17 protein-coding genes are annotated in these 25,819 nt (G+C 59.7%); all 17 read right to left on the reverse strand.

What is annotated here, in order from left to right:
• Nucleotides 1-25 precede the first annotated feature (25 nt).
• The 17 genes from WC529_01720 to WC529_01800 all read right to left on the reverse strand — a co-directional run bounded on the left by WC529_01720 (nt 26) and on the right by WC529_01800 (nt 25,797).
• Complete coding sequence (locus WC529_01720; GenBank protein MFA5112993.1) at nt 26-2,314, reverse strand: hypothetical protein; 2,289 nt, start codon at nt 2,312-2,314, stop codon at nt 26-28.
• A complete protein-coding gene (locus tag WC529_01725; GenBank protein ID MFA5112994.1) occupies nt 2,311-4,653 on the reverse strand; it encodes a tetratricopeptide repeat protein in 2,343 nt (780 codons plus the stop codon). Before WC529_01725 ends, WC529_01720 begins: the two co-directional genes overlap by 4 nt.
• The gene (locus WC529_01730) at nt 4,650-5,726 is read right to left on the reverse strand and encodes an LptF/LptG family permease (protein MFA5112995.1); all 1,077 of its coding nucleotides are present in this window, start codon (nt 5,724-5,726) and stop codon (nt 4,650-4,652) included. Before WC529_01730 ends, WC529_01725 begins: the two co-directional genes overlap by 4 nt.
• Complete coding sequence (gene rpsU / locus WC529_01735) at nt 5,723-5,917, reverse strand: 30S ribosomal protein S21 (GenBank protein MFA5112996.1); 195 nt, start codon at nt 5,915-5,917, stop codon at nt 5,723-5,725. The genes WC529_01730 and rpsU overlap by 4 nt, the downstream gene beginning before the upstream one ends.
• Before the next feature lie 18 nt (nt 5,918-5,935).
• Nucleotides 5,936-6,595, reverse strand: coding sequence for a regulatory iron-sulfur-containing complex subunit RicT (ricT, locus tag WC529_01740; GenBank protein ID MFA5112997.1), 660 nt, complete (start codon nt 6,593-6,595; stop codon nt 5,936-5,938).
• A complete protein-coding gene (locus tag WC529_01745) occupies nt 6,592-7,287 on the reverse strand; it encodes a hypothetical protein (GenBank protein ID MFA5112998.1) in 696 nt (231 codons plus the stop codon). Before WC529_01745 ends, ricT begins: the two co-directional genes overlap by 4 nt.
• A 12-nt stretch (nt 7,288-7,299) precedes the next feature.
• Nucleotides 7,300-9,252 carry a bifunctional (p)ppGpp synthetase/guanosine-3',5'-bis(diphosphate) 3'-pyrophosphohydrolase gene (locus WC529_01750; GenBank protein MFA5112999.1) on the reverse strand — a complete coding sequence of 651 codons (1,953 nt, stop codon included), beginning with the start codon at nt 9,250-9,252 and terminating at the stop codon, nt 7,300-7,302.
• On the reverse strand, nt 9,252-9,926 hold the full coding sequence (locus tag WC529_01755) for a class II aldolase/adducin family protein (protein ID MFA5113000.1): 675 nt from the start codon (nt 9,924-9,926) through the stop codon (nt 9,252-9,254). Before WC529_01755 ends, WC529_01750 begins: the two co-directional genes overlap by 1 nt.
• A 21-nt stretch (nt 9,927-9,947) precedes the next feature.
• Entirely contained in the window at nt 9,948-10,859 is a 912-nt protein-coding gene (locus tag WC529_01760) for a PfkB family carbohydrate kinase (GenBank protein MFA5113001.1), read from the reverse strand.
• Between the two features lies 1 nt (nt 10,860).
• Nucleotides 10,861-11,124, reverse strand: coding sequence for a YggT family protein (locus tag WC529_01765; GenBank protein ID MFA5113002.1), 264 nt, complete (start codon nt 11,122-11,124; stop codon nt 10,861-10,863).
• Nucleotides 11,112-11,933 (reverse strand): pyrroline-5-carboxylate reductase, encoded by an 822-nt coding sequence (gene proC, locus WC529_01770; GenBank protein MFA5113003.1) that lies wholly within the window; start codon nt 11,931-11,933, stop codon nt 11,112-11,114. Before proC ends, WC529_01765 begins: the two co-directional genes overlap by 13 nt.
• Nucleotides 11,914-13,749: an S-layer homology domain-containing protein gene (locus WC529_01775; protein MFA5113004.1), complete on the reverse strand. Its 1,836-nt coding sequence runs from the start codon at nt 13,747-13,749 to the stop codon at nt 11,914-11,916. The genes proC and WC529_01775 overlap by 20 nt, the downstream gene beginning before the upstream one ends.
• A gap of 57 nt (nt 13,750-13,806) precedes the next feature.
• Nucleotides 13,807-16,596 carry a tail fiber domain-containing protein gene (locus tag WC529_01780; protein ID MFA5113005.1) on the reverse strand — a complete coding sequence of 930 codons (2,790 nt, stop codon included), beginning with the start codon at nt 16,594-16,596 and terminating at the stop codon, nt 13,807-13,809.
• A gap of 25 nt (nt 16,597-16,621) precedes the next feature.
• Nucleotides 16,622-18,526 (reverse strand): S-layer homology domain-containing protein, encoded by a 1,905-nt coding sequence (locus WC529_01785; protein ID MFA5113006.1) that lies wholly within the window; start codon nt 18,524-18,526, stop codon nt 16,622-16,624.
• 23 nt (nt 18,527-18,549) lie between these two features.
• The gene (locus WC529_01790) at nt 18,550-19,485 is read right to left on the reverse strand and encodes a FlgD immunoglobulin-like domain containing protein (GenBank protein MFA5113007.1); all 936 of its coding nucleotides are present in this window, start codon (nt 19,483-19,485) and stop codon (nt 18,550-18,552) included.
• A 108-nt stretch (nt 19,486-19,593) separates the two neighbouring features.
• Entirely contained in the window at nt 19,594-24,666 is a 5,073-nt protein-coding gene (locus WC529_01795; GenBank protein ID MFA5113008.1) for a DUF1565 domain-containing protein, read from the reverse strand.
• 63 nt (nt 24,667-24,729) lie between these two features.
• Entirely contained in the window at nt 24,730-25,797 is a 1,068-nt protein-coding gene (locus WC529_01800) for a hypothetical protein (GenBank protein ID MFA5113009.1), read from the reverse strand.
• Nucleotides 25,798-25,819: the final 22 nt, after the last annotated feature.

Genomic DNA, 25,819 nt, shown 5'->3' on the forward strand with positions numbered 1-25,819 from the left:
AAAAATAAACTATAGGTTTTCTTCATCAGTATCGCCTGATCTCCTCTTCGGGCTTGAGCTTGCCGAGCTCGCGTTCAAAACCGTCGTAATAGAAGCCGCGGCCGGAGCCGAAACCGACCGGTTCGCCCGGCAGCGCCTTGAGCGTGTAAACGAAACTGTACTCCTTGCGGTAGTCGGAATAGGTGAACTTCATCTCCCAGCAGTGCAGGTCCTTGACCAGCATTATATCACGGACCTTCAGCTCCTCGGTGGTCGGGTCCAGCACCTGGCTGAAGCGGAGATGCCACTGGTTCGGCGCCCCCTGCAGGAGGTACAGGTCGTGCAGGGCGCTGGCCGCTTTCAGCTCGCCCAGGTTCATGTCCTTGGTAAACCCGGCCTCCAGCCCGTAGAAATCGGTCAGCTGCCAGCGCAGGGAGCTGACCAGGTCTTTGTAGCGGGTGTTCTCGATGTCCCAGCCGGTGTTCAGCGTCAGGCGGAGCCATTTTTCCGGCGCGTAGACCAGGTGGGTCATCACGTCGAAATACTTGCTGGTCTGCCAGTTGTGGCCGCCGTCGAACGACCAGTTGAACTTGTTCAGGTAATAAAAGGTCATCTTTTCCCGGATATCGTGGTAGCGGGTGCCCAGCTGGTCGAAAAAGAACGGCGTGTTCCCCGCCGTGTAGCCCTGGCGGAAGGCGATCTCGTTCTTCCACCAGCGCCGGTTGTCGCTGACCACGTTGGCCGATTCGCGCATGGCGTAGAGCTGGTCGCCGGGGGCGTACAGGTACTGGTCGATCCCGGCGCCGAGCGCGAGGGTTGTCCCCGGGCCGAACGGCAGCGAGCGGTTGGCGTTCAGCGTGGTCCGCCCCCGGTCGGTGGTGAAGTCGCGCTTATGGCCGAGCGCCGCCACGTATTTGACTTCGTGGTACTTGGCCAGGCCGATCGTCGATTGCAGATTGAACAGTTTCAGGTCGATCGGCCGCGGGCTGACTTCCAACTCCGGCTGTTTCTCCAGGAATTCATAGCGCGGCTCGCCGGGCGACAGGTCTTCGCGCAGGTCCACGAACCAGTTCTGGGTCAAGCGCCAGCTAAAATCCTTTTCCCGGCCGCTGAACTCCACCTGCGGGTCCAGCTTCTCTTCGCCGGAGTCGCCCCGCTTGGTCAGGTTGTAGTAATAATTGGTGGTGGTCGCAAAGTTCAGGTGGTTGCCGGGAAGCAGCGCGCGCTGGTGGGCCAGGCGCTGCGAACCGCGCAGCCAGCCGGGATCGTCCTTGGCGCTGTTATAGTCCAAAACGTAGCCGGTCGTTTCCTGGGTCGTCGCCTGGTTGAACGCGAGATTTTGCCGCTCGGTCTTCCCCCAGCGGTCGTCAAGGTAGCTCAGCTTCAGGCTGGCGCTCTCCTTGCTGGCATAGGTCAGCTCCAGGCCGATCGCCGTATTATCGAGCCGGCCCGACGGGATCTGGTAGATGTCGGTGTAGCTGTGGGTCAGACGCAGCTTGGTCTTCTCTCCCAGTTTAGCGGTGTGGTCGAGCTTCTCGATCCAATCGCCCCGGCCGGTATCCGCTTCGTTGTTGTTGTAAAGTTTTAAGGTCCCCAGTCCCCAGCCCCCGGCGTTGTAGGGCGTATCAGTCCCGATGCCGAATCCCTTCTTCGTCATGTAATCGAGCAACAGCAGGCCGCCGGCGTAGGTCCAGCTGCTCTTGACGAAATCCCCTTCGATCTCGTTATGGCCGAATGTCCAGTTCCGCCGCTGCTGGTCCTTCAGGTCGTAATACAGGTACGGCAGCCAGAAGACCGGCAGCTCGCCAACGTACATGGTCGCGCGGCTGGCCGCCAGGTGGTCGTCGGGGAAATATTCCAGCCGGTCCGCCAGCAGATAATAATGGGGGACCGCGTCCTGGCAGGTCGATAGGTCGACGTCCCGGCCGGACATGTCCCGCCCCTCGTCGCGGAACTGGTCGGCGATCAGGTAAAGGTCGCCGCGCAGCGTGCTCGGCCGGAGGACGACCTCAAAGCTGGTGAACCCGGCCTGGTCGGCGTCGGCATCGTAAACCAGCTGTCCGGCGGAACCGGTATAATCGGCGGCGACCAGGCGGACGTGCCCTTCGGCGGTCACCACGTTGGTCGCCGAGTCCATCAGCAGCTGGTCGGCAAAGATCGTCGCGTCCTGCAGGCGCACTTCGACCGAGCCGCTCGCCTCGACCAGGGTGGAATCCTCGTAGAACTTCAGGTATTCGGCCTTGATGTTAACCGGGATCTCGGCGGCGGAGACAAGGGACTGGGACAAGAAAACAGAGAGTAGAAAGTAGAGGGTGGAACGGAGATTTATGCTCACGGCACCTTGTAGAGCAGCCGCTTGCGGGCCAGGTCGGAGAGTGTGTCGTGCGGGCCGATCCGCTTGTAGCAGTCGAGCGCTTTCTGGACCTCCCCCTTGGCGTAATAAACGTCGCCCAGGTTCAGCAAGATCGCGGCGCACTGCGGGTCGAGCGCGTGGCTTTTTTCCAGCGCCGTCAGGGCGGGATCGGCGCGGCCGAGCAGCCAGTTGACCGTCCCCAGGTTGCCGTAATACACCGCGGAGGCCGGATCGAGCTGGACCGTTTCGTTAAAATACTGGCGGGACTCTTCCAGCCGCCCCTGTTTGGCCAGGGTGACCCCCAGATTGTTCAGCGCCGCGCCGAACCGCCGGTCGAGCTGGACGGCCAGGTTCAGCTCCTCTTCCGCCGCCGGGAACATCCCTTTCAGGAAATACTCGACCCCTTCGGCGTTATGCTCCTGGCCAAAGGAGACGCTGACCTCTTCCCGCCGTCCCGTCCGGGCGCCGCTCTTCGCCTCCCCGCCCCACAGGCCGATCACGTCCTTCTGCCCGTATTCGCTGATCGCCAGCTGGAGCGGCCGGTTGCGCATGCTGGCCAGGGTCATCGATTTTAAATATTTGATCCGGCGGCCGAGGTCGGCAAAATCGAGCTCTTCCTGCAATATCCCCTCGTAGATCTTGATCGCTTTCTTCACTTCGCCGCGCGCCTCGTAGGTCGTCCCCAGGTTGAACCGGACGGTATTGGCCAGCTCCGGCAGCGCCATTTCCAGCGCCCGGTTATACTGCGCGGCCGCCAGGTCGAACCGCCCGTCGCTCCGGTAGACGTCGCCCAGCAGGTTGTAGGCCGAAGCGGCGCGGACCGTGTCTTTCTGGGCCAGCTGCAGTTCGCGGATCGCCTCTTCCCGCTCCCCTTTTTCCAGGCGGAGCCGGGCCAGGTCAAAGTGGTTCGTGTTCGCCGCGATCTCGGCGTCCGCTTCTTTCCGTTTGACCAGGCGGTATTTGTCGTGCACCTGGGCGTTGAACGGATCAAGGACCAGCGCGGTGTGGAGCGCCTGCGCCGCCTTGCGCAGGAAATTGAGCCGCTCGAACGCTTCGCCCATGAGCAGATAAGCGGCGGTCAGGTTCCGGTCCAGGGCGATCGCCCCCTCCGCTTCCACCGCCGCCCGCTGGAAATCGCCTTTGGCCAGGTAGGCCTGGCCGAGGACGATGTGCGCCAGCAGCAGCTGCGGGTCCTGGCGCAGGATCTCGCGGCACTTCTTGATCACCGATTCGGCCACGGTCGGGTCCGCCTCGATCATCTTGCTGTATTCGGAGAGCGCTTCCACGACTTTGTTCTGCGTCAGCAGCGCTTCGCCCAGGTAGGCGCGCGCCAGCACCTGTTCCGGGCAATCGGCCAAGACGGCGTGGTAGCCGCGGATCACCTCTTCCAGATATTCCGGTTTCGCCTTGCACAGCAGCTGGTAGGTTTCCGCCGCGGCCGAATACTGCCGCTGCCGGCGGAGCGCCTCGGCCAGCGCCAGCATGGCGGCCGGATGGTTGGGATAGCTCTTGATGATCGTTTTCAGCCGCAGGACGGCCTCGTCCAGTTTGGTCGATTCCAGGCGGATAATTTCTTGCAATTTAACGACCGCCGCGTCGGGGTTAAGCGTCTTCATGTAGATGTCGGCCAGCGTCTCCCTGATCCCGATGTTCCCTTCCACCTTGCGGAGGAGCTCTTCGAGCCGGCCGATCACCTCGCGCACCACTTCCGGGTCGTCGGAAAACATCGCCGCGTACTGGGCCGCCGCCCGGTTGTAGTCCTCGGTCCGGGTGTACAGCTCCCCCAGCACCCGCAGGGTCTGTTTGTCGCCGGGGCGCTGGGCCAGGATCTCTTCGTAGAACTTGAGCGCGTCGCCCAGGCGGCCGCTTTCCAGGTAAGCCCAGGCCAGCGTCTCCGACAGCCGGACGTCCTTGACGCCGGCCGTGATCGAGCGCTCGAGCAGGCCGATCGTCGCCTCGATCTCGCCCCGCTTGATCAGGATCCGCCCCAGGGCGTTGTACGCCTCCACGTTCTGCGGGTTTTCGTCGAGCAGTTCTTCCAGTTCCAGGAGCGCGGGGTCGACCGCGCCGGCCGCCAGCAGGAAACCGGTCAGCGACAACCGGGGCCCGATCTTTTCCGGCCCGGCCGCGATCTGCGCTTCGTAATCGAGGAGGATCTCGGACTCGAGCCGCGGCGCGGCGGCCAGCGCCTGCGAGTAGCATTCCTGCGCCCGCTTAAAGGCGCCGTCGCCGAGGTAATAACTGCCGGCTTGCCGGAGCGCCCAGGCGTCGCCCGGGTCGGCGTTCAGTTTTTTCCGGACCTCCGCCAGGTCGCTGGTCATTTCCGTCTCCCCATGTAGACCAGCATCACGAACCCGACCAGCATGAACGACGCCTGCGGGGTAAAGGCCGCCAGCGCCGGGTCGATCACCCCGCCCCGCCCCAGCGAACGGCAAATCGAGGCGAAAACGTAAAAGGTGAACATGAAAACGATCGTCATGATCACGCCCCAGGTCTGGCCGGAGCGCGGCGACGAGAGCGAAAAGGGAATGCCGGCCAGGGCGAAGACGAAGCAGGTGAGCGGCACCGAGAAGCGCATGTAGAGCTCGGTCAGCAGGGCGGCCGTGTTGCTCCCGCCCTTCTCCAGCACCTTGATCATCTCGGTCAGTTCCCGGCGGTCCATGTCGGTGTACCCTTTTTGCTCGGTAAAGCTCAGCACGTCGTCGGCGACGTTCAGCTTCATGGCGGTAAAATCGGCCTCGTATTTCAGGTAGCCCTGCTGGTCGTACTTGTGGATGACGCCCTGCTGCAGCTCCCAGAGCCGCCCGGCAAAGGTGGCGGACTGCGCCGTGATGACCTGGGGGAACTTTTCGTCGGTCAGCTCGTAGACCATGATCCCTTCCATGGTCCGGACCTTCATGTTCACCCGGCGCGCGTAGTAGTAGCGGTTGCGCGCGTCCTTGAAGAAGACGTTCTCTTTGACCTCCGGCAGCGGCTGCTTGTAGATGATCTGCCGGATAATGTTGTTGGAGACCTGGTTGGCGTACGGCACGATCTTTTCGTTGGTGACGAACGACAGCAGGCTAACCAGCAGGCCGACCAGGAGGATCGGGATGGCGATCCGCCAGAGCGAGACCCCCGAGGTCCGCAGCGCCGCCAGCTCGTTGTCGCGGGAAAAACGGCCGAGCGCCATCGCCGTGCCGAACAGGGTCGAGACCGGGAAGGTCAGGATCATCAGCGACGGCAGCTTGAACAGCATCAGCTTGAGCACCGCGAAGAGCGGGACGCCCTTGTTGATGATCAGGTCGGCCATGGTGAAGAGCAGGTCGACCGCCAGCACCAGGATAAAGCCGACCACTCCGACGAGGAACGGTCCGGCCATTTCCCTGACGACGTAACGGTCCAGGATCTTCATTCAGAGTCTCTTCTTCTCCGATGCTCCCGGCGGACGGCTTCTTCCATCTCGCGGCGCTTCCGCTCCGACGGTTTCTCGTAGGACTCGCGCTTCTTCATCTCGTCCATGACCCCTTCGTGGCGCAGCTTGGTCTTGAACTTGCGCAAAGCGCGTTCGAGATCTTCGCCTTTTCTCAGTTCGATCTTTGGCATGTCAGTAAACCTCCTTCCCTATTTTTTTTGGTGTTCGTATTCCAGGCAGCACATCAGCCGGCCGCAGACGCCGGCCGTCTTGGTCGGCGACATCGCCAACCCCTGTTCCTTGACCATTTTCACCGTCACGTGTTTCGGCTTTTCCAGCCAGACGGAGCAGCAGAGCGAACGGCCGCACGGCCCCATCCCGCCGAACAGGCGGGCCTCGTCGCGCGGCGAGACCTGCCGCATGTCGACCCGCGCGGCGAACAGCGTCGACAGATCGCGGGAAAAATCGCGCAGGTTCAGGGCCTTCTCCCCTTCGCCGACGTGGTAATAGATGATCGCCCGGCTGGCGTCGAACAGATATTCCAGGGCGATGATCTTGACCGGCACTTCGTATTCCTTGGCCTTGGCCGCCGCTTCGGCGGTGGAGCTGGCTTCCCGCGCGGTCAGCTGTTTTTCCTTCTCCACGTCCTCGGCCGTGGCGTAGCGGATGACCTTTTTCAGTTTAACGTCGCGCGAGAGCGCCCGCGGGAAACCCCGGGCGAACGAAATGATCTCCCCGTATTCCACCCCCCGGTCGGTCTGGACGATGACCGGCGAGCCGATCTTGATCGATTCCTCCCGGTAGCCGGTGATCGGGCATACCCGGTTGAACTTGCGCAGCCTGATCCCTAATTTTAAATGTTCGTTCATACCTCTCCCAGCCGCAGGCACATGTTATCCAGCGCCAGCTTGACGCTCGCTTTCTTCTTTAGATGCTTGATCCCGTCGAGCAGCACCCGGACCAGCTTGACGTCTTTCAGCTCTTCCCGGGCGAAGAACGCCAGGTCGTACAGGAGCGCTTCGACCCGGCCGATCCCCTCTTCTGCCGTCTTTTCCTTGCCGAGCCTGGTCGCCAGCTCGAGCTGCTCCAGGATGCCCAGCCGCCGGGCGGACTTGATCGCTTCGTAATACTCGGCGAACTCGGCCTTCCGTTCCCATTGCCGCGGCTGTTCGCCGAACACGATCCGCTGGCAGCGCGAGGCGATCGTCGCCGGCAGGCGGTCGTCCCGTTCCACCAGCAAAATAAAAACGACCCGCGGCGGCGGCTCTTCCAGCGTCTTCAAAAAAGCGGCCGCGGCCTCGGGTGTCAGGCGATCGGCTTCACGGACGATCACTACCAGGTACTCGCCCGCCGCCGGCCCGTAGCGCACGCGCTGCTGCAGCTCGCGGACCTGGTCGATCTTCAGCGTGGCGCCGTCGGGGACGACCTCGACGAGGTCAAGCTTGGCGCAGCCGATCCGCTGCGCGAAAGCGCGGGCGTCGTCGAGCTTGGCGGAGTCCGGGGGACCGGTGAAAATGTAGCCCGCCGCGACGCGTTTTATCCTGGCCAGTACGCGATGCACGGCGCTATTATATCACTTTCGCCGGACATTATAAACATCGTCGATCTTGCGGATCTCGGCGGCGACGCGGGCCAAATGGTCGGCGTCGGTCACGTCAACGACCAGCCGGAGCACGGCCGAACTGCCGCGTTTGGTGGTGACCTTGGCGGCCGAGACGTTGGTCCCGCCGTCGGCGATCTTGGTCAGGATATCCTTGAAGATGCCGACCCGGTCAAAAGCTTCCACTTCGATCTCCACCGGGTAGATCTGCTGGGCCTCGGGGTTCCATTCCACTTTGACCAGCCGTTCCGCGCTCCCGGCCAGCCGGACGGCGTTGGGACAGCTCTGTTTGTGGACCGAAATGCCGCGCCCCTGGGTGACAAAACCGACGATCTCCTCGCCGGGGATCGGGAAGCAGCAGTGGGAAAAGCGGACCATGACGTTCGAAAGGCCGGCGACCTTGACCGCCGATTTCCCCTTGCCGCGCGGCCGGGAAACCGGCGGCTTGCGGACCGGCGGCTCTTCTTTGACGATGACCGGCGGCGGCGGCGCCTCCGGCTCCCCGCCCCGCTGCTCCTTGAACCATTTCTTGATCTTGACCCGGGCGCCGGTCGTCTTGATGAGGCCGAGCCAATCGCGGCTCGGGGCGTCCTTCTTGCCGGTGATGATCTCGACGATATCCCCGTTCTCCAGGGCGTGGTCAAGCGGCACGATCCGGCCGTTGACCTTGGCGCCGACGCAGCGGTGGCCGACCTCGGTGTGGACCCGGTAGGCGAAGTCGACCGGCGTGGCGCCGACCGTCAGGCCGTAAACGTCCCCCTTGGGGGTGAAGACGAAAACCTCTTCCGTCGCCAGGTCGATCTTCAGGCTGTCCATGAAATCCTTGGCGTCCTTCAGTTCGCTCTGCCAGTCGAGCATCTGCCGCAGCCAGGCCATTTTCTGGTCGAGCGCTTTATCGGTCGCCCCTTCCTTGTAACGCCAGTGGGCGGCGACGCCGTACTCGGCGATCCGGTGCATCTCGCGGGTCCGGATCTGGATCTCTACCGGGCGGCCGGCGGCGCTGATCACCGTGGTGTGCAGCGACTGGTAGCCGTTGCTCTTGGGCATGGCGATGTAATCGAAGAACCGGCCCGGGATCGGCTTCCAGGCGTCGTGCACCACGCCCAGCACGTTGTAGCACTCCTTGACCGTTTCGGTAATGATGCGGACCGCCGTCAGGTCGAAGATCTGCTCGAACTCAATCCGCTGGTCGGTCATTTTCCGGTAGATGCTGTAAAAATGCTTGGCGCGGCCGTTGACCTCGGCCGTGATGTGGTACTTGCCGAGCAGCAGCCGGATCTCGGTGATAAAATCGTTGATAAAGCTCTCGCGGTTCCCCCGGCTCTCGGCGACCTTCGCCTTGATCGTTTCGTACGCCGCCGGCTCCAGGTAGACGAACGCCAGGTCCTCCAGCTGCCACTTGAGCCGCCACATCCCCATCCGGTGGGCGAGCGGGGCGAAGATCTCCCGGGTCTCCAGGGAGGTCTCCCGTTGTTTGGCGGCGGAAATATACTGGAGCGTCTGCATGTTGTGGAGGCGGTCCGCCAGCTTGATGACGATGATCCGGAAATCTTCCCCCATGGCCACGAACATCTTGCGGAAGTTCTCGGCCTGCCGCTCCTCGCGGCTGGTAAAGCTCAGCTGGCTCAGCTTGGTCACCCCCTCCACCAGGCGGGCGATCTCGGGGCTGAACTTGGCGGCGATCTCCTCGGCGGTCACTTCGCCGTCCTCGACGGTGTCGTGGAGGAAGGCGGCGGCGATCGTGATCGGGTCCTGCTCCAGGTCCGCCAGGATGTGGGCGACCGCCAGCGGGTGCATGATGTAGGGATCGCCGGACAGGCGCTTGTGCTCGCGGTGGACCTCGGCGGCAAAGTCGTAGGCCCGCTCAACGATGCTTAGATCGGCTTTCGGGTTGTAACTCCTGATCTTCTCAAGGAGTTCCTTCATTATCTTTTATAGCGGCTCCGGTCCATAACGCCGATCCCCGGCGGGATGGCGCTCCGGTGGTGCGGCTGGTGCTGTATACCGCGCGGCATTTCGCGCGGCTTTTCTTTCCGCTCCGGCGGGCGCTGCCCGCCCGAGGCGCGGACGGCCACCAGCACGCGGCAGGAGTTCTCCAGCGCGGAGGCGTACTTGTAGGCCTCTTCCAGCGAGCGGCCGACGGCAAAACTGCCGTGGCCCTTGACCACCGCCACGACGCTCGGCGGCTGCAAGAAGGTCGGCAGCAGCCGGGCCAGCTCGTCGGAAGCGATGGCGTTGTGGGCGCGGACGATGGCCGCCGAGCGGAAGACCGCCAGCCCCTCGGCGTCCTGCGGGATGATCTTGTTGTCGGTCAGGGAAACGGCGATCGCGCTCGCCGAGTGGGTGTGGACGATCGCGTCGGTCTTGCATTCCCGGTAGATCGCCCGGTGGGTCGGGAGCTCTTTCGAGGCTTCCTTGTCCGTCTCCCCCGGCTCCAGGCCGACCTCCATAATATCACCCTCGCGCAGGTCGCCCAGCATCACGTCGCGCCGGGAGATAAAGATCCGGTCCCCCTGCTTGACGCTGAAGTCGCCGCCGTGCGAGTCGACCAAGCCCTCCGTGAACAGCATCCGTCCGATCCGTTTAAACTCGTCTAACATTCATTTCCTCCTTCTTGATCATTAACTCAGCGCCGCGAACTCGGCGCTTTTCCTGACCGCCGCGAACCGCTCCACTATCTCCTTATACTTCAGAGTCTTCATCCGGTCAAGGCTGAAGTCCTCGATGTTGAACGACGCCATGACCGAACCGACGATGACCGCCTGGCGGATGTTCGCGTCGCAGAGGTCGCCGCTCTTGGCCAGGTGCCCGATGAACGCCCCGCCGAAACTGTCGCCCGCCCCGGTCGGGTCGCGCAGCAGCTCCTGCGGGTACGACGGCGCGGTAAAACTCCCCTCCTTGGTGAACATCAGCGCCCCGTGCTCCCCTTTCTTGACGATGACCCCCCGGCAGCCGAGCTCCAGCAGCCGCCGCGCGGCCAGCGGGATGTTGGGCGTCTCCATGAACTGGCGGATCTCGCCGTCGTTCAAGACCAGGAAGTCGACTTGCCTGCTCACTTCGTGGAGCGCGGCCCGCTTGCTCTCGATCCAGAAGTTCATCGTGTCGGCAACCAGCAGCCGCGTCCCCTGGAGCTGGGCGATCACTTTCAGCTGCAGCTCGGGATCGACGTTAGCCAGAAAAACGTACGGCGCCGACCGCAGCGCCGCCGGGACCTGCGGGTCGAACTGCGCCAGGACGTTGAGCCGGGTCGCAAGCGTATGCGCCTGGTTCATGTCGTACTCGTAAAAGCCGCCCCAGCGGAACGTCGGACCGTCCAGCCGCTGCAGGGCGGACAGGTCGATCCCCCGCGAGCGGAGAAAGTCCAGGTGCGCCGGCGGGAAATCTCCGCCGATCGGGCCGATCAGGGCCGGCTTAACAAAGAAACTGGCGGCGACCGACGCGTAAACGCCCGAGCCGCCGAGGATCTCTTTTTTTTCGCCAAACGGGGTCTTGATCGAGTCGAGCGCGATCGTCCCCACGATCAGAACGGACAAATTACCCTCCCAGAATATAGTGGATGATAAACCCCTGCAGCAGCCAGAGTAAAACAATTCCGGCGAACGGGGAAAAATCAAAACCGATCTTGTCGGGCGGCAAGCCGAGCCGGATCGTGACCAGCAGCGGATCGGTCGCCCGGTGCAACACCCTTATTATAGCATTATTTGGCGGCAGGGGGAGCCAGGGAATTACCGCCTCGGCGACCAGCAGCAGGTAGCCGGCCGCGAACAGCACGTTGATCGCCAGTATTACCGTCCCCATTTAGCGCTCAGCACCCCGGATTTTTTCGCCGCCGCCCGGACCGCGCCGGACAACGCGGCGACTAACCGGAATTTTTCCAGGACCGCCAGCCCCTCGATCGTCGTTCCGCCGGGCGAGGTGACCATCCGCCGGAGCTCTTTCAGCGAATGGACGGTCTGTTTGGCCGTCTGCGCCGCACCGATCACCGTCTGGATCGCCAGCTGCTCCGCGACGGCGAACGGCAAACCCTGGGCGACCCCGCCTTCGGTCAATGCTTCCATGATCAGGTAGACAAAAGCCGGGCCCGAACCGGATAAGCCGGTGACCGCGTCCATCCATTTCTCCGGAACCTCGACCACTTCGCCAACTTTATTGAATATCTCTTTGGCGACTCGTGACTCGCGACCCGTGACCCCCTTCCCCTTGGCCAAGGCGGTGATCCCCTGTCCGACCAGCGCTGGGTTATTCGGCATCGTCCGGATGATCCGGCAGCCAGGGAGTTTCTTTTGCAAATAACTAATGGGTATCCCTGCCGCAATTGAAATAATAAGCTTACGCCCCCCAGCCCCTAGTCCCTTAGTCCCCAGCCCCTCAATTGCTTCGGCAATTTGTTGCGGCTTCACCGCCAGGACAACGACATCCGCCCCGGCGAACGCCTCAGCGTTGGACTTTGCGATCGTTATCTTATACTGAGACTTAAGCAGCCGCAACCGTTTAGCGTCGACATCAGAGACGATCACTTGAACCGACTTACCAAGGCCGGCTATAAGCGCTTCGGCCATTTTGCCGCCGCCGAGGAAAGCGATCTTATTAGAAAGTTTTGAGGTCATTGAGTTTCTCCTTGATAACTGCGGTCCGGTAAATTATAGCGGCAGCCTCGCCTCGGGTCAATTTTTCCTCCGGCTGCAGTTCGGTCGTCTTCAGGTAATCAAGCAAGCCGGCTTCCTTGGCCGCGGTCACTTCGGCAACCGCCCAGTGGCGGGCGGGAATGTCGGCATAGGGCGCTTCACTCACCCGCGGCTTGCCCAGTTTGTCGAACCGGCCGACCATTAAGATCCCTTCCAGCCGGCTGATATTATCATTCGGTTTGAACGTCCCGTCCGGATACCCGCTCGCGATAAAGGCCGCAACTGCCTGGTCGATGTAGCCACTGGCCCAGTGCTTGGCCGGAACATCCTCGAACCTTGTCCCGGGTTGCAAGTCGCGGATCGCGGGTCTTGCTTTGATCAACAAAGAACAAAGCTCCGCCCGCGTGATCTTGCCATCAGGCCGGAAGTTGCCGTCCGGATAGCCGGCGATCACGCCCATGGTGGCCAAATACTCGATCGCTTCCTTATTAACATTGCCGTCATTAACGTCGGGGAAAGAGGCCAGCATCAAGACCCGGCGGTCAAGCTGCTGCAAGATCTTCCCGTTCCGGTCGACCGCCAACAGGGGGACCACGTTTTTCGTCCGTTTGAGCTGCTGTTCTGTGCTGAAGCGGCCGTTGTCATCGGGAGTGATCAGCTCGTCGCCGACCTGCACCCGGTGGACGCGGCTGGTCGTCGTCCGGCCGCTGACCGTGATCTTATCGGCGTAAGCAGTCGACCAGCCCGGCGGCTGAGTAACGACCAACAGGTCTTTGGGCAGCGGCAGCTCGCCGACCCCGTAGGAGATGGAGAAATAATGCGTATCGTTATCAGCCAAGTTCGAGTACTGGTGGAAAGCGTAATCAAAGCGGAAATCGCGGAACGTCAAACCCAACCCGGCCGTCAGATTATTAGCTACGCCAGCCGTGCTCCCCGAACCGGTAATGTCCTGGTCAAGGCCGATCCGGAAGGCCAGCATTTTGAGTGGCTGCCATTCAAGGCCAAGCCGGTATTGCGGCGGGATGCTGGTAATAAGGAACGAATATTCGCCGTCGAGCGAGGCGGTCAGCTTTTGCTCGCCGTACTGTTCCAGCCCGTCATCGCCGATCAGCCGGAGGGCACCGCCTAAGCGGAACAGCATCGGCAGGTATTCATTAGTCCCGTCGTTCCAGCTGACTTTGCCGCCGGCCGCGAAGGGAAGCGCGTTATTGAGCGAAGCGCCGAGCCGGAGCGGCTCGCTGACTTGCGCCTGGAGGCCAAGGTCGACGTTCCAGCCGGAGAAGGTCTGCGACATCCCGGGCCCGGTCAGGCCGCCAAAATAAAGCTTGGCTGTCGAACCGGCCGTCACTTTCTTGCTGAGCGGCAGCGCCCAGGCAAGCAGCAGGACGTTGTTGGCATTGGAGAAGGTCGATCCCTCGGTCGTCGTCGGGTAAATGATCCCGCTGCCGGCGTCAACCGTCCCGCCGGAGGTTAAAAAGCTGATCCCGCTGCCGACGTAAGCGATCCCCATGCTCCCCTTAGGGACCGGCCAAGTAGCGGCGAGGTTGAGGTAGTTATATTCATTGAGCAGCTTGCCGCCCATCGAGCTGAGCTTGAGCCGGTCGACGGTCCCGAGACCGGCCGGGTTCATAAAGATGACGGCGGGATCGCCTTCGATCGCGGTAAAAGCCTTCCCCATCCCCAGCGGCCGCGCGCCGACGCCGATCGCGATCGGGTCAACGGCGATGCGGTATTCGGCGGCGGCGGAGAAGACAAAACAACCAATAAAAATAGCGGCTAGTAGTTGCTTTTTTAGCATCTTATCTAGCCGTTATTATACACTGATATTTTAGTGCAAGTAAAGGTAAGCTAGCGCCTATTTTTTCTCTAACGCGTCAACTTTCGCCTTCAGCTCGTTAATCTCTTTTTGCTGGTCTTTAACAACGCCAAGAAGATAAACGGCAACCTTATCATAATTTACTGCTTCTGGTTGACCATTTTTAAGGACGACCAATTCCGGAATGGTTTCATTAACCTCTTCGGCAATTAAACCAATATCCTCTGAACCGCTCTCCTTCCATTTAAATTTTCTGGGCGTGAGGCCTAAAACCCTGGCCGGAATTATTTGTAGATCTTGTATATCTTTTTTATACTTGCGACTGCTGGTAACATGATAAAGCTTTCCCTGTGAGTCAATGCCAACATCGTAATGAGTCCCCGTCGGAGAAGTTGACATATTAGGCATGTATAATTGGTTAGTGATCTCCGTATTACCGGAAATGTAAACATCAGCCGCCGCGCTCGACGGTACTGCCCCCCTGATTCCCACCTTTCCGTTTGAATGAAGCCGGATGTAAGCACTTGACAAAACCGACTGTAACAATAAATCTGTATCGGTGGATGTACGAAGCTGCGCTACAGTATCACTGGCAGTAAATGCGGTTATTAAGGATTTAGTCCCCGCCTTGTTTAAATGATAAAACCCTCCCTCTCCTTGAACTGCTACCGCATAACCGCCAACCGGCCCTCTTTTTACGCCGATCTCTTGATCAAATACCGCGTAACCGCCTGCAACATGTAATTTTTGGGATGGAGCAGTTGTCCCGATCCCGACCCTCCCATTTCCTTTGACCGTCATCACAACAACATTTTGGTCCTTATAACCACTGTTATACATAGAATGGAAGTCGAGATCGACCGTATTTGCTGTACGATCATAATTTGCCCCGAGCCCCGCTACATCGCCACCGCTATCTCTCCAAGTAATGCTTTGCCGCGCATTAGCCGGCAGATTAATCCAGGAATTGTTGTTTTGCAGTACCAAGAATCTTTGCCCATATAATCCATCCGCTCTGATATGTAGATTTCCTAGGTTGGTAGGCGTTGTCCCCACTCCCACATTACCCGCAAAATAAGCCGATCCATCAGCTTTTAACCAGAACTGTTCCCCCCATTGAGGCCGGACGGCATTGATCATAACCACATTAGGATTTGTTCCCTGCGCGGTTTCGATCCGCAGTATTCCGCCGGCAATATCACCCGAAGCTGCGGTGTTCGTTAATTTTAATGAATGGCGCCAGTTTTCACCTCCGGCCGCGTTCACATGAAGAGCGCCGGAAGGCGCTGCCGTCCCGATCCCGACATTGCCGCTGCCGCTCTGCAAGAATAACTGCTCGGGATAACCATTTTGTCTGATCCGCAAACCGGCATCAAGGTCATCGATAAACCACTTTAGTGCTCCGGTTTTGTCGGTTAGCTGGATCTCGCCGCCTTCGACCGCCCCGGCCGCATTGGCGACAGTTGCCGTCAGCACTCTGGCGTTAACAGCATACGCATTAATCGTACCGTTGACGTCCAATTTGGCTTTTGGCTCAGCTGACCCGATCCCGACATTGCCGGTGTTATAAGCGATCCCGCCGGTTGCCGGGGTCCAGGGATTAGTCGGCAGTCCTGTCAGAGCAGAACCGTCACCCACGAATCTGGCTGCTTTCACCAAATCGTTCGCTTCCAACGTGCTGACCAGCACCTTTTTGGCCGCCTGCTTGCCGGCGTTCCCCATACCGATCTTGATTGTTTGGCTAGAATCAATCGCGCTCCCTTCAATATACATGGCGCCGACCCCGGTTCCCAGGGTCTGGAAAGAATTAGCAGAGACCCGGCTAACTTTGTTATCGTTAATATTGCTGCCACCGTTATAAGTAGCATCAACGGTAACTTGGGCAGCCTGAAAACCTTTTAAGCCGGTAATCGTCCCGTCCGCGGTCAGGTTGCCGACCACGTGCAGCTTGGTCGCCGGCTCAGATGTTCCGATGCCGACCCGGGGAATATAATAAATACCACCAGTGGTCGCTTGCCATGGATTGGAAGGCAAACCAGTCAGGGTAGACCCATCGCCGACAAAACTGGTCGCCTTAACGACCCCCCTGACGTCCAGCGTCGCGGTCGGCGTCAGTGTCCCGACGCCAACGCTCCCTCCCGCCGGGTTCAAACCAATAGGTTTCTTGGTAGTATTATCTCCCTGCTGATACGCCTGAATGGTCAAACCGTTCGCCGCCGGCTGCAGAGCGCCGGTCGTTTGGATAGCATTGATCCCATTAACATAGATGCTCCCGTAAAGATTGGTAGTCCCCTCAATATTGACATTACCGATCACGTTCAGCTTGCTGGACGGTTCAGAAGTCCCGATCCCGACCCGGCCGGCGGAATAATAGGTCGTAGTCCCTTTTTTTTGCCAGATCGAACTGACCGAACCGGCCGCCTGGCTGATTATTTCCGTTGTGGTCATGCCGTTCAACCGGTCGGCGTTCAAAGCGTAAGCGGCGGAGTTAAGCTGCACCCGTTCGCCGATCGGCGTTGAACCCAGTTTGACCTCAACCCAGCACGGCTGATTAAAGGTAAACCCGGCGTTAGTAATGGGAATCACGACGTTAAAATAGCCGTTGGGATCAAGCGTCGGACTCGCACTATAATAGCCGACCTGAGTACTGCCACTTGCGCTGTCGTACAGGGTGACCGTGACCGGCTGCGCCCCCGTAACCGGCGTGCCGGCGGCGTCAGTCAGCACCCCCTGGAAGTTTATTTGCCGCGGGACAGCCGCGCCCGCTCCCCCGACCGCCAAACAACCCAACATCCCAACCACCAGGCCAACCAAAATCATCTTTTTCATTTTCTTTTCCCCCTTTATTTCCGACTTAGTAAGAGTCCCAATTTAATAGATCTTTTTTCAGGATAAACTGGACGCGCGCCGTCTTCTGCAGCATTTCCACGGTCTCTGCCCTGGTCAGCAGCTTGTTCGGTTCGAACCGCCGCCCTTTCAGATAATCCAATATCCCTTCGGCGTAAGCGGCACTCGCTAATTTCGCTACCCAGTGGGTGATCGGCAGATCTCCAAACTGGTTCGTGTAAGCTTCTTCCGAGATCTCCGCGAACCGGGCGATCATCGCCAGCCCTTCCGCCCGGGTAATGTTCCCGTTAGGCTTAAAGACATTTCCAGGATAACCTTTAACTATCTCGAGTTCCGCGGCACGATCAATATACCGCACTGCCCAGTGTTTCGAATTTACGTCCTGGAATTTCGAATTTATTTCGGATTTCGGATTTATTGTTTCGGATTTTGCCTTGACGAGGAGAGAGCACATCTCCGCCCTCGTGATATTCCCTTCCGGCTTGAACGCCCCGTCTGGATAGCCGGAGATAATATTAGCCATCGCCAGTAAAGAGATCGGCTTCGCTTCCCAGTACTCAGCCGCCACATCCTTGAACACCCGCAGGCGCAGGACCCGGATATATTCCGTCGCCAGCGGCGAGGTCAGCCGGCCCTGCTGGCTAAAACCTTCCACCATGAGCTTGTTCTTCCCGGGGGCCAGCGCCAGTTTCTTTGCGAAAGCCGGTTTACCGCCGGTCATCAGCTCGCTCCGGTCGACAAAAACCCGTTTAACCTCCGGCTCGCCGATCCGCCCTTTCAGGTCGACGTCGCCGGCAAAGGTCAGCAGTTTGTCCGCCGGCTGGTCGATCACCAAATATTTTTTCACCGCCGGCTGTTCCTTAACCTGGGGGGCAAAAGAGAGCGAGAAATAATGGTTGGCTACGCCGGGCGCCGCCTTGTTCTCCATAAAAGCGTAATCGAACCGGAAGCCGCCGTAGTAGACGCCGGCGCCGGCCGTCATGTTCGAGACCGTCGCCAGGCCGCCGGCCCCGTCGCCGTTGGCGTCCTGGTCCAGACCGAGCCGAAGGGCGATCAGCGAAAGAGGTTTCCATTCAAAACCGCAATGATTGATCAGCGGATAGCTGCCCAGCGACGGATGATAGTCAACGTCATAAACAAAGCTCAGCTCCTGGGGCGCTGACCGGAGCGCGTCTTTCTGGCCGAGCAGCTTGAGCGCCAGGCCGGTCTCCGCTACTGCCGGATAGGTTTCTTCGTGCCCGTTGGCGTAAGACAACTTGCCGCCCATTGAGAACGGCAAGGCGTTCTGCAGGGTAAAACCGGCGCGGAGCCACGGCCAGGGCGCGCGGTACTGCAGCGCCAGGTCAAGCTCGCGGCCGGAGGCGCTCCCGTCGGTGATCCCGTCGCCGGTCATGCCGACGCTGAACAGCTTCAGGTTCAAGCCAAAGTTAAAACTATCCAGGAATCCATTCTGGTATTTGGCCAGCTTCAGCCAGTCCCCCACTTTCGCGCCGTAGGAAAGGACATACAGGTTATTGCTGTTGGAAACCGGCGGCGTGGAATAATCGAGCTCGTAAATCGGGTCGTTCGGGTCCGAGCCCTCCTTGACCTTGGAAACGTAAGCGCCGGAGATCGCCGAACCGGCGAACCCGATGCCGAAAACACCGAGCGGCAGCGGTGAATAACCGGCCATTGAAAAATAATTATACTCGTCCAGGAAATGACCGGACAGGGAGCTGACCTCCCAGGCGGTCCGTTCAGCCAAACCAGCTGGATTGGTGTAGATCGCCGCGCTGTCGTCCGCCAGCCCGACAAAAGCGCGCCCCAAGCCGAGTACCCGGGCGTTCGGCGTGCTGCGGCTCGGGTCCCAGGCGATGAATGTTTCCGCCAGTGCCAAGCCGGCAAAAGCGCTCAGCAAAAACGCGATAGCCAACACTCTCCCTATTTTCAGGGCGCTCATCGAAAGATCACCACTTTCCCTTTCGCCAGGATAGTGGAACCGTCATCGACGGTCACCATGTAGACACCGCTCCGGGCCATGCCGCCTGAGTCATCGCTCCCGTCGAAAGAAACTTCGACATAACCAGGCTGGGTCGGCGTCACGACCAGCGTCTTGACCGGCGACGGCGCCGCGCCGAATAACCTGACCTTGAGCGGCTTGGTGATCGTGCTGTCGATCTTGAACTGGAGGGTCATGGGGTTCGCGGCGGTCGGGTTCTTATTCGGGCTCGCGATGACCGTGCCGGCGGTCGGTTTATCGGGCGGCTGCGGGCTCGCCACTGTAACCAGGCAATCGGTCCGACCCGGTACTCCGGTATCGTCCTCGGCGTAGAGCGTCAGGACGATGTCGCCGGTCGGAGCGATCGTCCCGTGATGATAGAAGTAAGCCAGTTTACCGCTCGCTTCCGGGCTAAGCTGGCTGCTCAGGTTATCAGCAAATATCCCATGGTCGAGCAGCAGTTTGGCATTCCCGTTAGCGATCGAGATGCCGGCATCGGCGGTGATCAAGGCCGACAGGTAAAGGGTTCCCGGATCGATCCGCAGTCCGCTGGCGTAGTCGACAAAACCGGTCGGGGTCGAGAATTTGACCGCGCCGATCCGGACCGTTCCCGGGTTAGTGTTGACGGTCAATGCCCCCGCTAACCGGGCGGTTGTGCCGTCAGGGTTGGTCACAAAAATGTCCCGGGCAACCCCGATCAGGATACCCGGCTGAATATCAATGTAAAGTTCCAGCTTGGTCGCGCTTTTGACCTCGGCGGAAATGACCGGCAGGCCGGTGTTCACATCGATGACCCCGCCCGCTTCAAAGGTGACCGTCGCGCCGCTTTCAAACCCGGCCCCTTCGATCGTCGCGACCGTGATCTTTCCTTCGAAGACGGCACTCGGCGTCATCGTCGTGGCGGTCGGCGCCGCCTGGGCCGCACAAGTCAGAGCATAAAGACTGAATACGAAACACGAAATACGAAACAAACTCGAAATCCTAAATCCGAAACTTCCCATTTATTTCACCACCAAATATCCTTTCCCAATTGCTTTCCCATTCGCGATGATCCGGTAGACGTAGATCCCTTTGCCGGCGATCGCGCCGCTCGGTTCCCGGCCGTCCCATTTTGCTTCACTGTTCGTGCCGGCCAGCCCGCCGTTAGTGTCGGCCGCGAAATGCAGATTGAATGCCATTTTAGCCGTTGGTCCGTAACCGATGATCTGGACATTGGCTGGCGTGGTCAGCGAGTAGAGGATCGTGGCGCTTTCGCCGACGATCGGGTCAAAGGACGGCTTATCGGCAGTCGGCTCGGTGCCAGGGATAAGAATCGTCCCTCCCGTAGCGCTGTAGATCTTGACCTTGACGCGCAAGGTCCCGGTATTACCGAGCGTATCGGTGACCGAGAGGTCGAGCCAGTATTCGCCCGCTTCCATGGTCGACATCAGTCCGTGGTTCCAGCCGATCGCGTAAAGATCGGTCCCTTCCTCGTAGCGAGAATAGGTGCTCACAGAATACGGGCCATATCTTGTCCCGTCTGATATCCTGGTAAAGGTTGCGTTAAAAACACCATCGCGGTCGAAACCGATCGTGCTTTCCACGATCGCCCCGATCAGCGGCCGACTGCTGACCACATCGCCTTCCCTGATCTGGCGCCGGGTGGCCGTAGCGTAGCGAATGATCGGCCCGGCGGTGTAGGCGCCGGTCGTCGCCAGTACCGTTAGCGATGGCGCGGTCATGATCCCGTCGCCGTTAAAAGCGCTGACCCGGTACCAGTATCGCTTGTTCGGCAGCAGGCGACTGTCGGCAAAACTAGTCGCCGTGATAGTTGTCGTGAGGAAAGTAAAGTTCGTCCCATCGAATGAACGTTCGACCTGATAACGGGTGCCGTTGCCCAGCCAGCTCAAGGTCACTTCGGTCGAAGCCCGGCTGGCAATGGCCAGTGCGGTCGGTACGTCGGCCCAGGTGTAACGGGCAGCGGTCGCGTCGGCGCTGCTGGTATTATTGTAAGCTCGAGCGATCCGTTGATAGCGAGTGTTGGCCGTCAACCCGTCCTCGACGGTCGAAACTGACGTTGCCGGGTTAATGATCGCCAGCGTCGCCCCGGATTCGTTCAGCAACCGGAAGCCGAGCAGGTTGGTCGTGTCGTGCTGCCAGCTCCAGCGGATCGAGAAGGTCGATTCGGCACTACCGGAGAACGCGGTCGGCGGGTTGATCGGTCCGGCCGACGGCGGGATAAAATCGTAGGCGCCCATGTCGGTCAGGGCCGGCGTTCCGCTGTCGATGCAAGGCGACTTGGTACCATCTACCGTCGGATAATTCGCCCAGGAGAGATGGAAGTCCTTGGCTGCCTTGTTGACGAAAAGCGGATCGACGGAAATATTGCCCGCTCCCGCGTTAAAAGTCCCGCCGCTGATCGCCGGCGCCGCTTCCCAGGTGTTATTGTAGAAGAAGTTGATCGTGCCGCAGTCTTGCATGACGCCAGAGTTTTCGCAGGAAGCGATGATCGTGTTAGTAATATTATAAGTATTGGTACAGCTATTGACCGCTAATAGACCATTCAAACAACCGACAATAGTATTCTTGTTCAATAATGACGCGGTTGTCCCGGTCTCTTCGGCGAAAACGACCGCCGAGCCGAGGTCACGGACCTCACAGGTCGAAACCAGCAAATTATTAGCGGCTCCCGGTCCACCTATCCCCCCCGCGATTATACCGGCGTTGATCTCCGGCCCGCCGAAATTGGCGAACCGCTCGTTGCCGTAGATCGTCATCTCGCTTATCCGGCAATTATCAGCGCCGGAGACATAAATACCGAGGTAATTCTTGTTCCCGCCGTTCCCAGTCACAAACAAAGTGCACCCCTTGATCGCCGCGCCGTTCGCCAGAGTTACAGCTGAGCCGAACATCCCACTTATCGCCGCTTCGATCGTGACGTAACCCTTTCCTACCCCTTCGAGTGTCACGCCGGCCGGAATGACAATCGGAAAAATCTCATCCACTGCTGTATATTCCCCGGTCCCGACAAGGATCGTATTGCCGGTCCCGACTTGAGTTAGCGCTTTTTTGATCGTTTTGAACGCCGAGCCAAAGCTTAATCCGGTGTTGCTGTCGCTGCCGTTGAGCGAACTGACGTAGCGGTCGCCCGGCGCGGCGGTCACACCAAAAGAGCCGACCCCGGTCACGATTTCCGAACTGCTGACCGTGTTGAGCGTCACGTTGCGGCTGCCCGCCACTGCTCCGGTGGCGATGCTGAGCACCGCCACCAGTCGGCTCTTCCCTTCAACAGTCAAATTCGTCACGGTGACTCCCGCCCCAAAATCTGCCGTGGTGGTTGCGTCAAAGTGAGTGTACAAACAATTTACCCTGACCTGCAGGCCGGTTTGGCCGCCCGTGCCGGTATTTGGGCTAACGCTGCTGACCAAGGCCGGCGGCGACGGAGAGTATATCCCATAGGCGCCCATGACCGTCCCCTCCGGCGTGCCCGCGGTGCAATCTGATGAATCATAGATGCGAAGATCATTGCTGTCGTTAACGAATTGCGGATTGACTTCGAGCGTGCCGGCTCCCGGCGTGACCAGCGAGTAATTCGTCGCGAGCCCGTAAAGATCCGAATAGCGGACCTCGAGCGTGCCGGCCGCCGAGCCAAGCCTGATCCCGTTGGCATTGCTGCCGCTGGAATAAATTATGTTATTGTAGCAGTGCGCTATTCCCTGATAATTACCGAGACCGCCGTCGCTCGAAAGAATGCCGTAGCCGCCCGCCCCGTTCCCGTTATTCACGAAAGTATTATTATTAATGGTCAAGGAATGACCGGCGCCGACCCCAGCGAGCGTTATCCCGATCAAATTATCCCTGATCCCGTTATGAGAGATCATTACCCCGTCGACCGATGCACCGGTCAAGAAATTGGAGACCAAAATGCCGTACGACGTACTCGCCAAGCGGACAATATTTCCCCTTACCAGCACCTGCCCATAACCGACATAAACGCTCCCTCTGCTCGAACCGTTATCAATCACTTCACTGCTGAGCAAAGCTGAACCATAGCCGGCCAGATAAACCACTGTTCGATGAAACCCGACCCCCGCGCTGGAAGCCCTGACCGCGAATCCTTCCAGCGTGGAATTTGCTTCTAACTTGACCAGGTGGTCGATCGTTGTTCCCACCGGCGTCCCTTCGAGCGTCGTCAAACCTCTGCCCGCACCAAGCAGGCGGGTACTGGCAGGAACAGTCAACGGAATCGCCTCACCGCCGGCACTGTTATAGGTCCCCGCCGCCACGTGGACCGCGTAGCCGGCCGTGATCTGGGATAAAGCTTTCGTCACCGTCCGAAATGGGCTGCCAACCGACCCGGTCCCGGTCGTGTCGCTGCCGGTCAACGCCACATAGAGGTCGCTCGGCGCCAGGGCCACCAGCCTGCCAGACGAGAATTGCGAGGTGTCGTTCAGGTTGTTCGTCGCCGTGACGCAGAGCGTCGTCCCAATGCTAAGCCCGGTCAAGGCCAGCGCCCAGCTGCCTGACCCGTTCGACTCGGTCGTCCCCAGAAAGGTTTTTCCTTCCGCGCTGCTGTTATTCGAGCCGGTCGGCGCCAGGAAAACCTCGATCACCGCGTCGGGCGTCGCCGTCCCGCTGAGATAAGTTGCCACTGCTCCGGCTGTCTCCTTGGTCGCCAGGCCGATCACCGGCACCGGTATGCCGTGGTTCGCTCCACTCCCGAGGACGATCCCTTGCGGGGCGCTACTGTTATTGCCATAAAAAGAATTCTTGCTGATCTTGTTGCCATAAACGCTAGCACCGTCCAGCACGAGCCCGGCGGTGGTGTTGCCGGCAATGACGTTCGCTTCGTCTGTCGTCGGTCCGCCCACCTCATTACCGCTGATCGCCGAGCCGCCCGTTAAGGCATGGAGCCCGATCAGGTTCGGCAAAAAGGCGCTCCCGGTCCGGTTTGTCCCGATCCGGTTCCTGACGATCCGGTTGGCTTGGGTGCCGTCTAAAATTCTGAGGCCAAAATTGGTATTGCCGGAGATCAAATTGGCTTCAATGGTGCAATGATAGGCATTGACCGTAGCTATGCCGAAATCATTGGGCAATGCCGCCATCCCCTCGGCCGTGGTCCCGATAAAATTACCGACGACCTGGTTGTAGGGGCCAAAGATAGTGATCCCCTGGTTGCCATTGCCGGAGATGACGTTCCGCTCGCTCTCCAGCGTCCCGCCGATCACTTCGTAGCTGATACCGACGTCAAGATAAATACCGCTTTTCGTATTGCCCTGGTCGGTCGACCCGTCAGCCCCAACTCCGATGTAATTCCCCTGGATAATATTCCCGCCGCCGCTGCCGGAATTGATGCTGATCCCGTGATTAACATTCGCGCCGATCCGGTTGGCAATGATCCGATTGTCGACCGAATTTGAACTATTATCCAGACAGATCCCGTTGCCGCCATTGCCTAAACCGGCATTGCCGCCTGCCTGCAGGCCGATATAATTCCCTTCGATCGTGCAGCCGCTGGCCGATAAGTTGATCCCATTGCCGGTGTTGCCGGCAATGATGTTCCGGTCAGACGCGTTCGGCCCGCCGACATAATGGTTCGTCCCGGCCAGATCGATGCCGTTCCCCCCGTTAGCGTCGGCGCTGAGTCCGTCGTTGGTCCCGAGATAACAGCCGCGGATAATATGCCCGGTGTGAGCGCCATTGGCCTTGATCCCCCAATTAGAGTTGCCGTAGATCCGGCAATTGCTGATCGTCGCCCGATCGACATTATTGAGCAAAATGCCGACAGTGGTAAAACCGGTGATCCTGAGCCCTTTGACCGAACCGTCTGCGGTCACGACGCAGTCATCCGCTCCGATAACCAAGCCGTAAGTCCGGCTCCCACCCCCTTCCAGGGTAACGACCTTTGTCCCGGCGTCAATTATCACTTCTTCAGTGATATCCGGCAAAGCAGAAGAAAGAACGAGATTGAAGTCCGCTTCAAAGGTGATCGTGTCGGGGCCGGCGGTGCTGTTCGCCAGCTCGATCGCCTCGCGCAGCGAACCGGCGCCGCTGTCCGCTTCGCTGGTCACGACAAAGTCGGCAGCCAAAGCCAAGCTAGCTGCGCAGATTAAAACACCTATCGCTATTAACGTTCTTTTCATTAAACTATTAACTAATTAATCAACGATCGAAAACTTGAACTTGGCTAGCAGTTTCCCGTCAAGGCGGGAAACGATCGTCCCAACATAAACACCGTTGCCGGCTTTGGGCCCGAGGTCGGTAGTGCCGTCCCAGCCAACTTTATTGACGCCGGCCGAACCGCCGTCGGTCCCGCTCGGGCAGATAAGTTTCTTCATCGTCTGGCCGCTGCCCGTCAAGAGATAGATCTCGATCTCGGCGTCCTGCGACAGCGTGTACTGGATCTCGCCGCGCCGGTGCTTCGTACTGCTGAACGGCTGCGGGTAGAAAACGACCGGACCGATCACCTTGAGCGGGCCGCCCAGCACGGTTACCGTGCAAGTTTCGCTGGTCGCAGCGGCGCTGTTCGCCGCCGCGATCACCACTTCATTTTCACCCTCGGCCAGTTTATCCGTTTCCGGAATGTTGTAGCTTAGGCTCATGCTCCGGATCCCGCCGGTCTCCGGGCTCTTGGCCATAATATTAGTCCCCGACATGTAATGGGTCTTGGGGGCAGTGCCGGCCAAAAGGCTTGCCGTTCTAATGTAAATGCTGGCCGTGTCGACATCGGAATCGCTGTTGACCCGGGCGGAGATCTTGGGGGTGCTGGAGACAATGAACGGCTCCCCTTTGGCGACCAGGGCTTTCTGGTACAAGCGGTTGCCAAAACGGATGTCGGAAATGACCGGCGGGTTGGCAACGGCACCCGGCCCCGCCCCTTTAGCCAAGACCAGGCGGGAAGAGACCGTATCGATGCCGTGGCCGGTCAAAACGACCGGGACCGGATTGGCGCCGTAACCGTCCGCCCCCTGCGGGATGGCGACCAGATAAGTCTGGCCGACTTCGGCGAACGGTTTTTCGTGGCCATAGGCGTTGAGCAGGAACCGCGCGTTCTGGGCCGAGGCCCCGGTTGGCCCGCTGGTATCGGACGTGTACGAACCGGCCAGCCGGCTGCTTTCGCTTTCATACAGGACAACTTGCCGGCCGTTAACCGACACGGCAGCGTCACTGACGACTTCCCCCTTGACCCAGTAGGTCGGGTAATAAGTCTGCGCTAGCGCCGGCATAACCAGCGTTACTATTAATAAG

This window comes from Candidatus Margulisiibacteriota bacterium (genome assembly GCA_041650855.1).
Lineage (GTDB): Bacteria > Margulisbacteria > WOR-1 > O2-12-FULL-45-9 > XYB2-FULL-48-7 > JALOPZ01.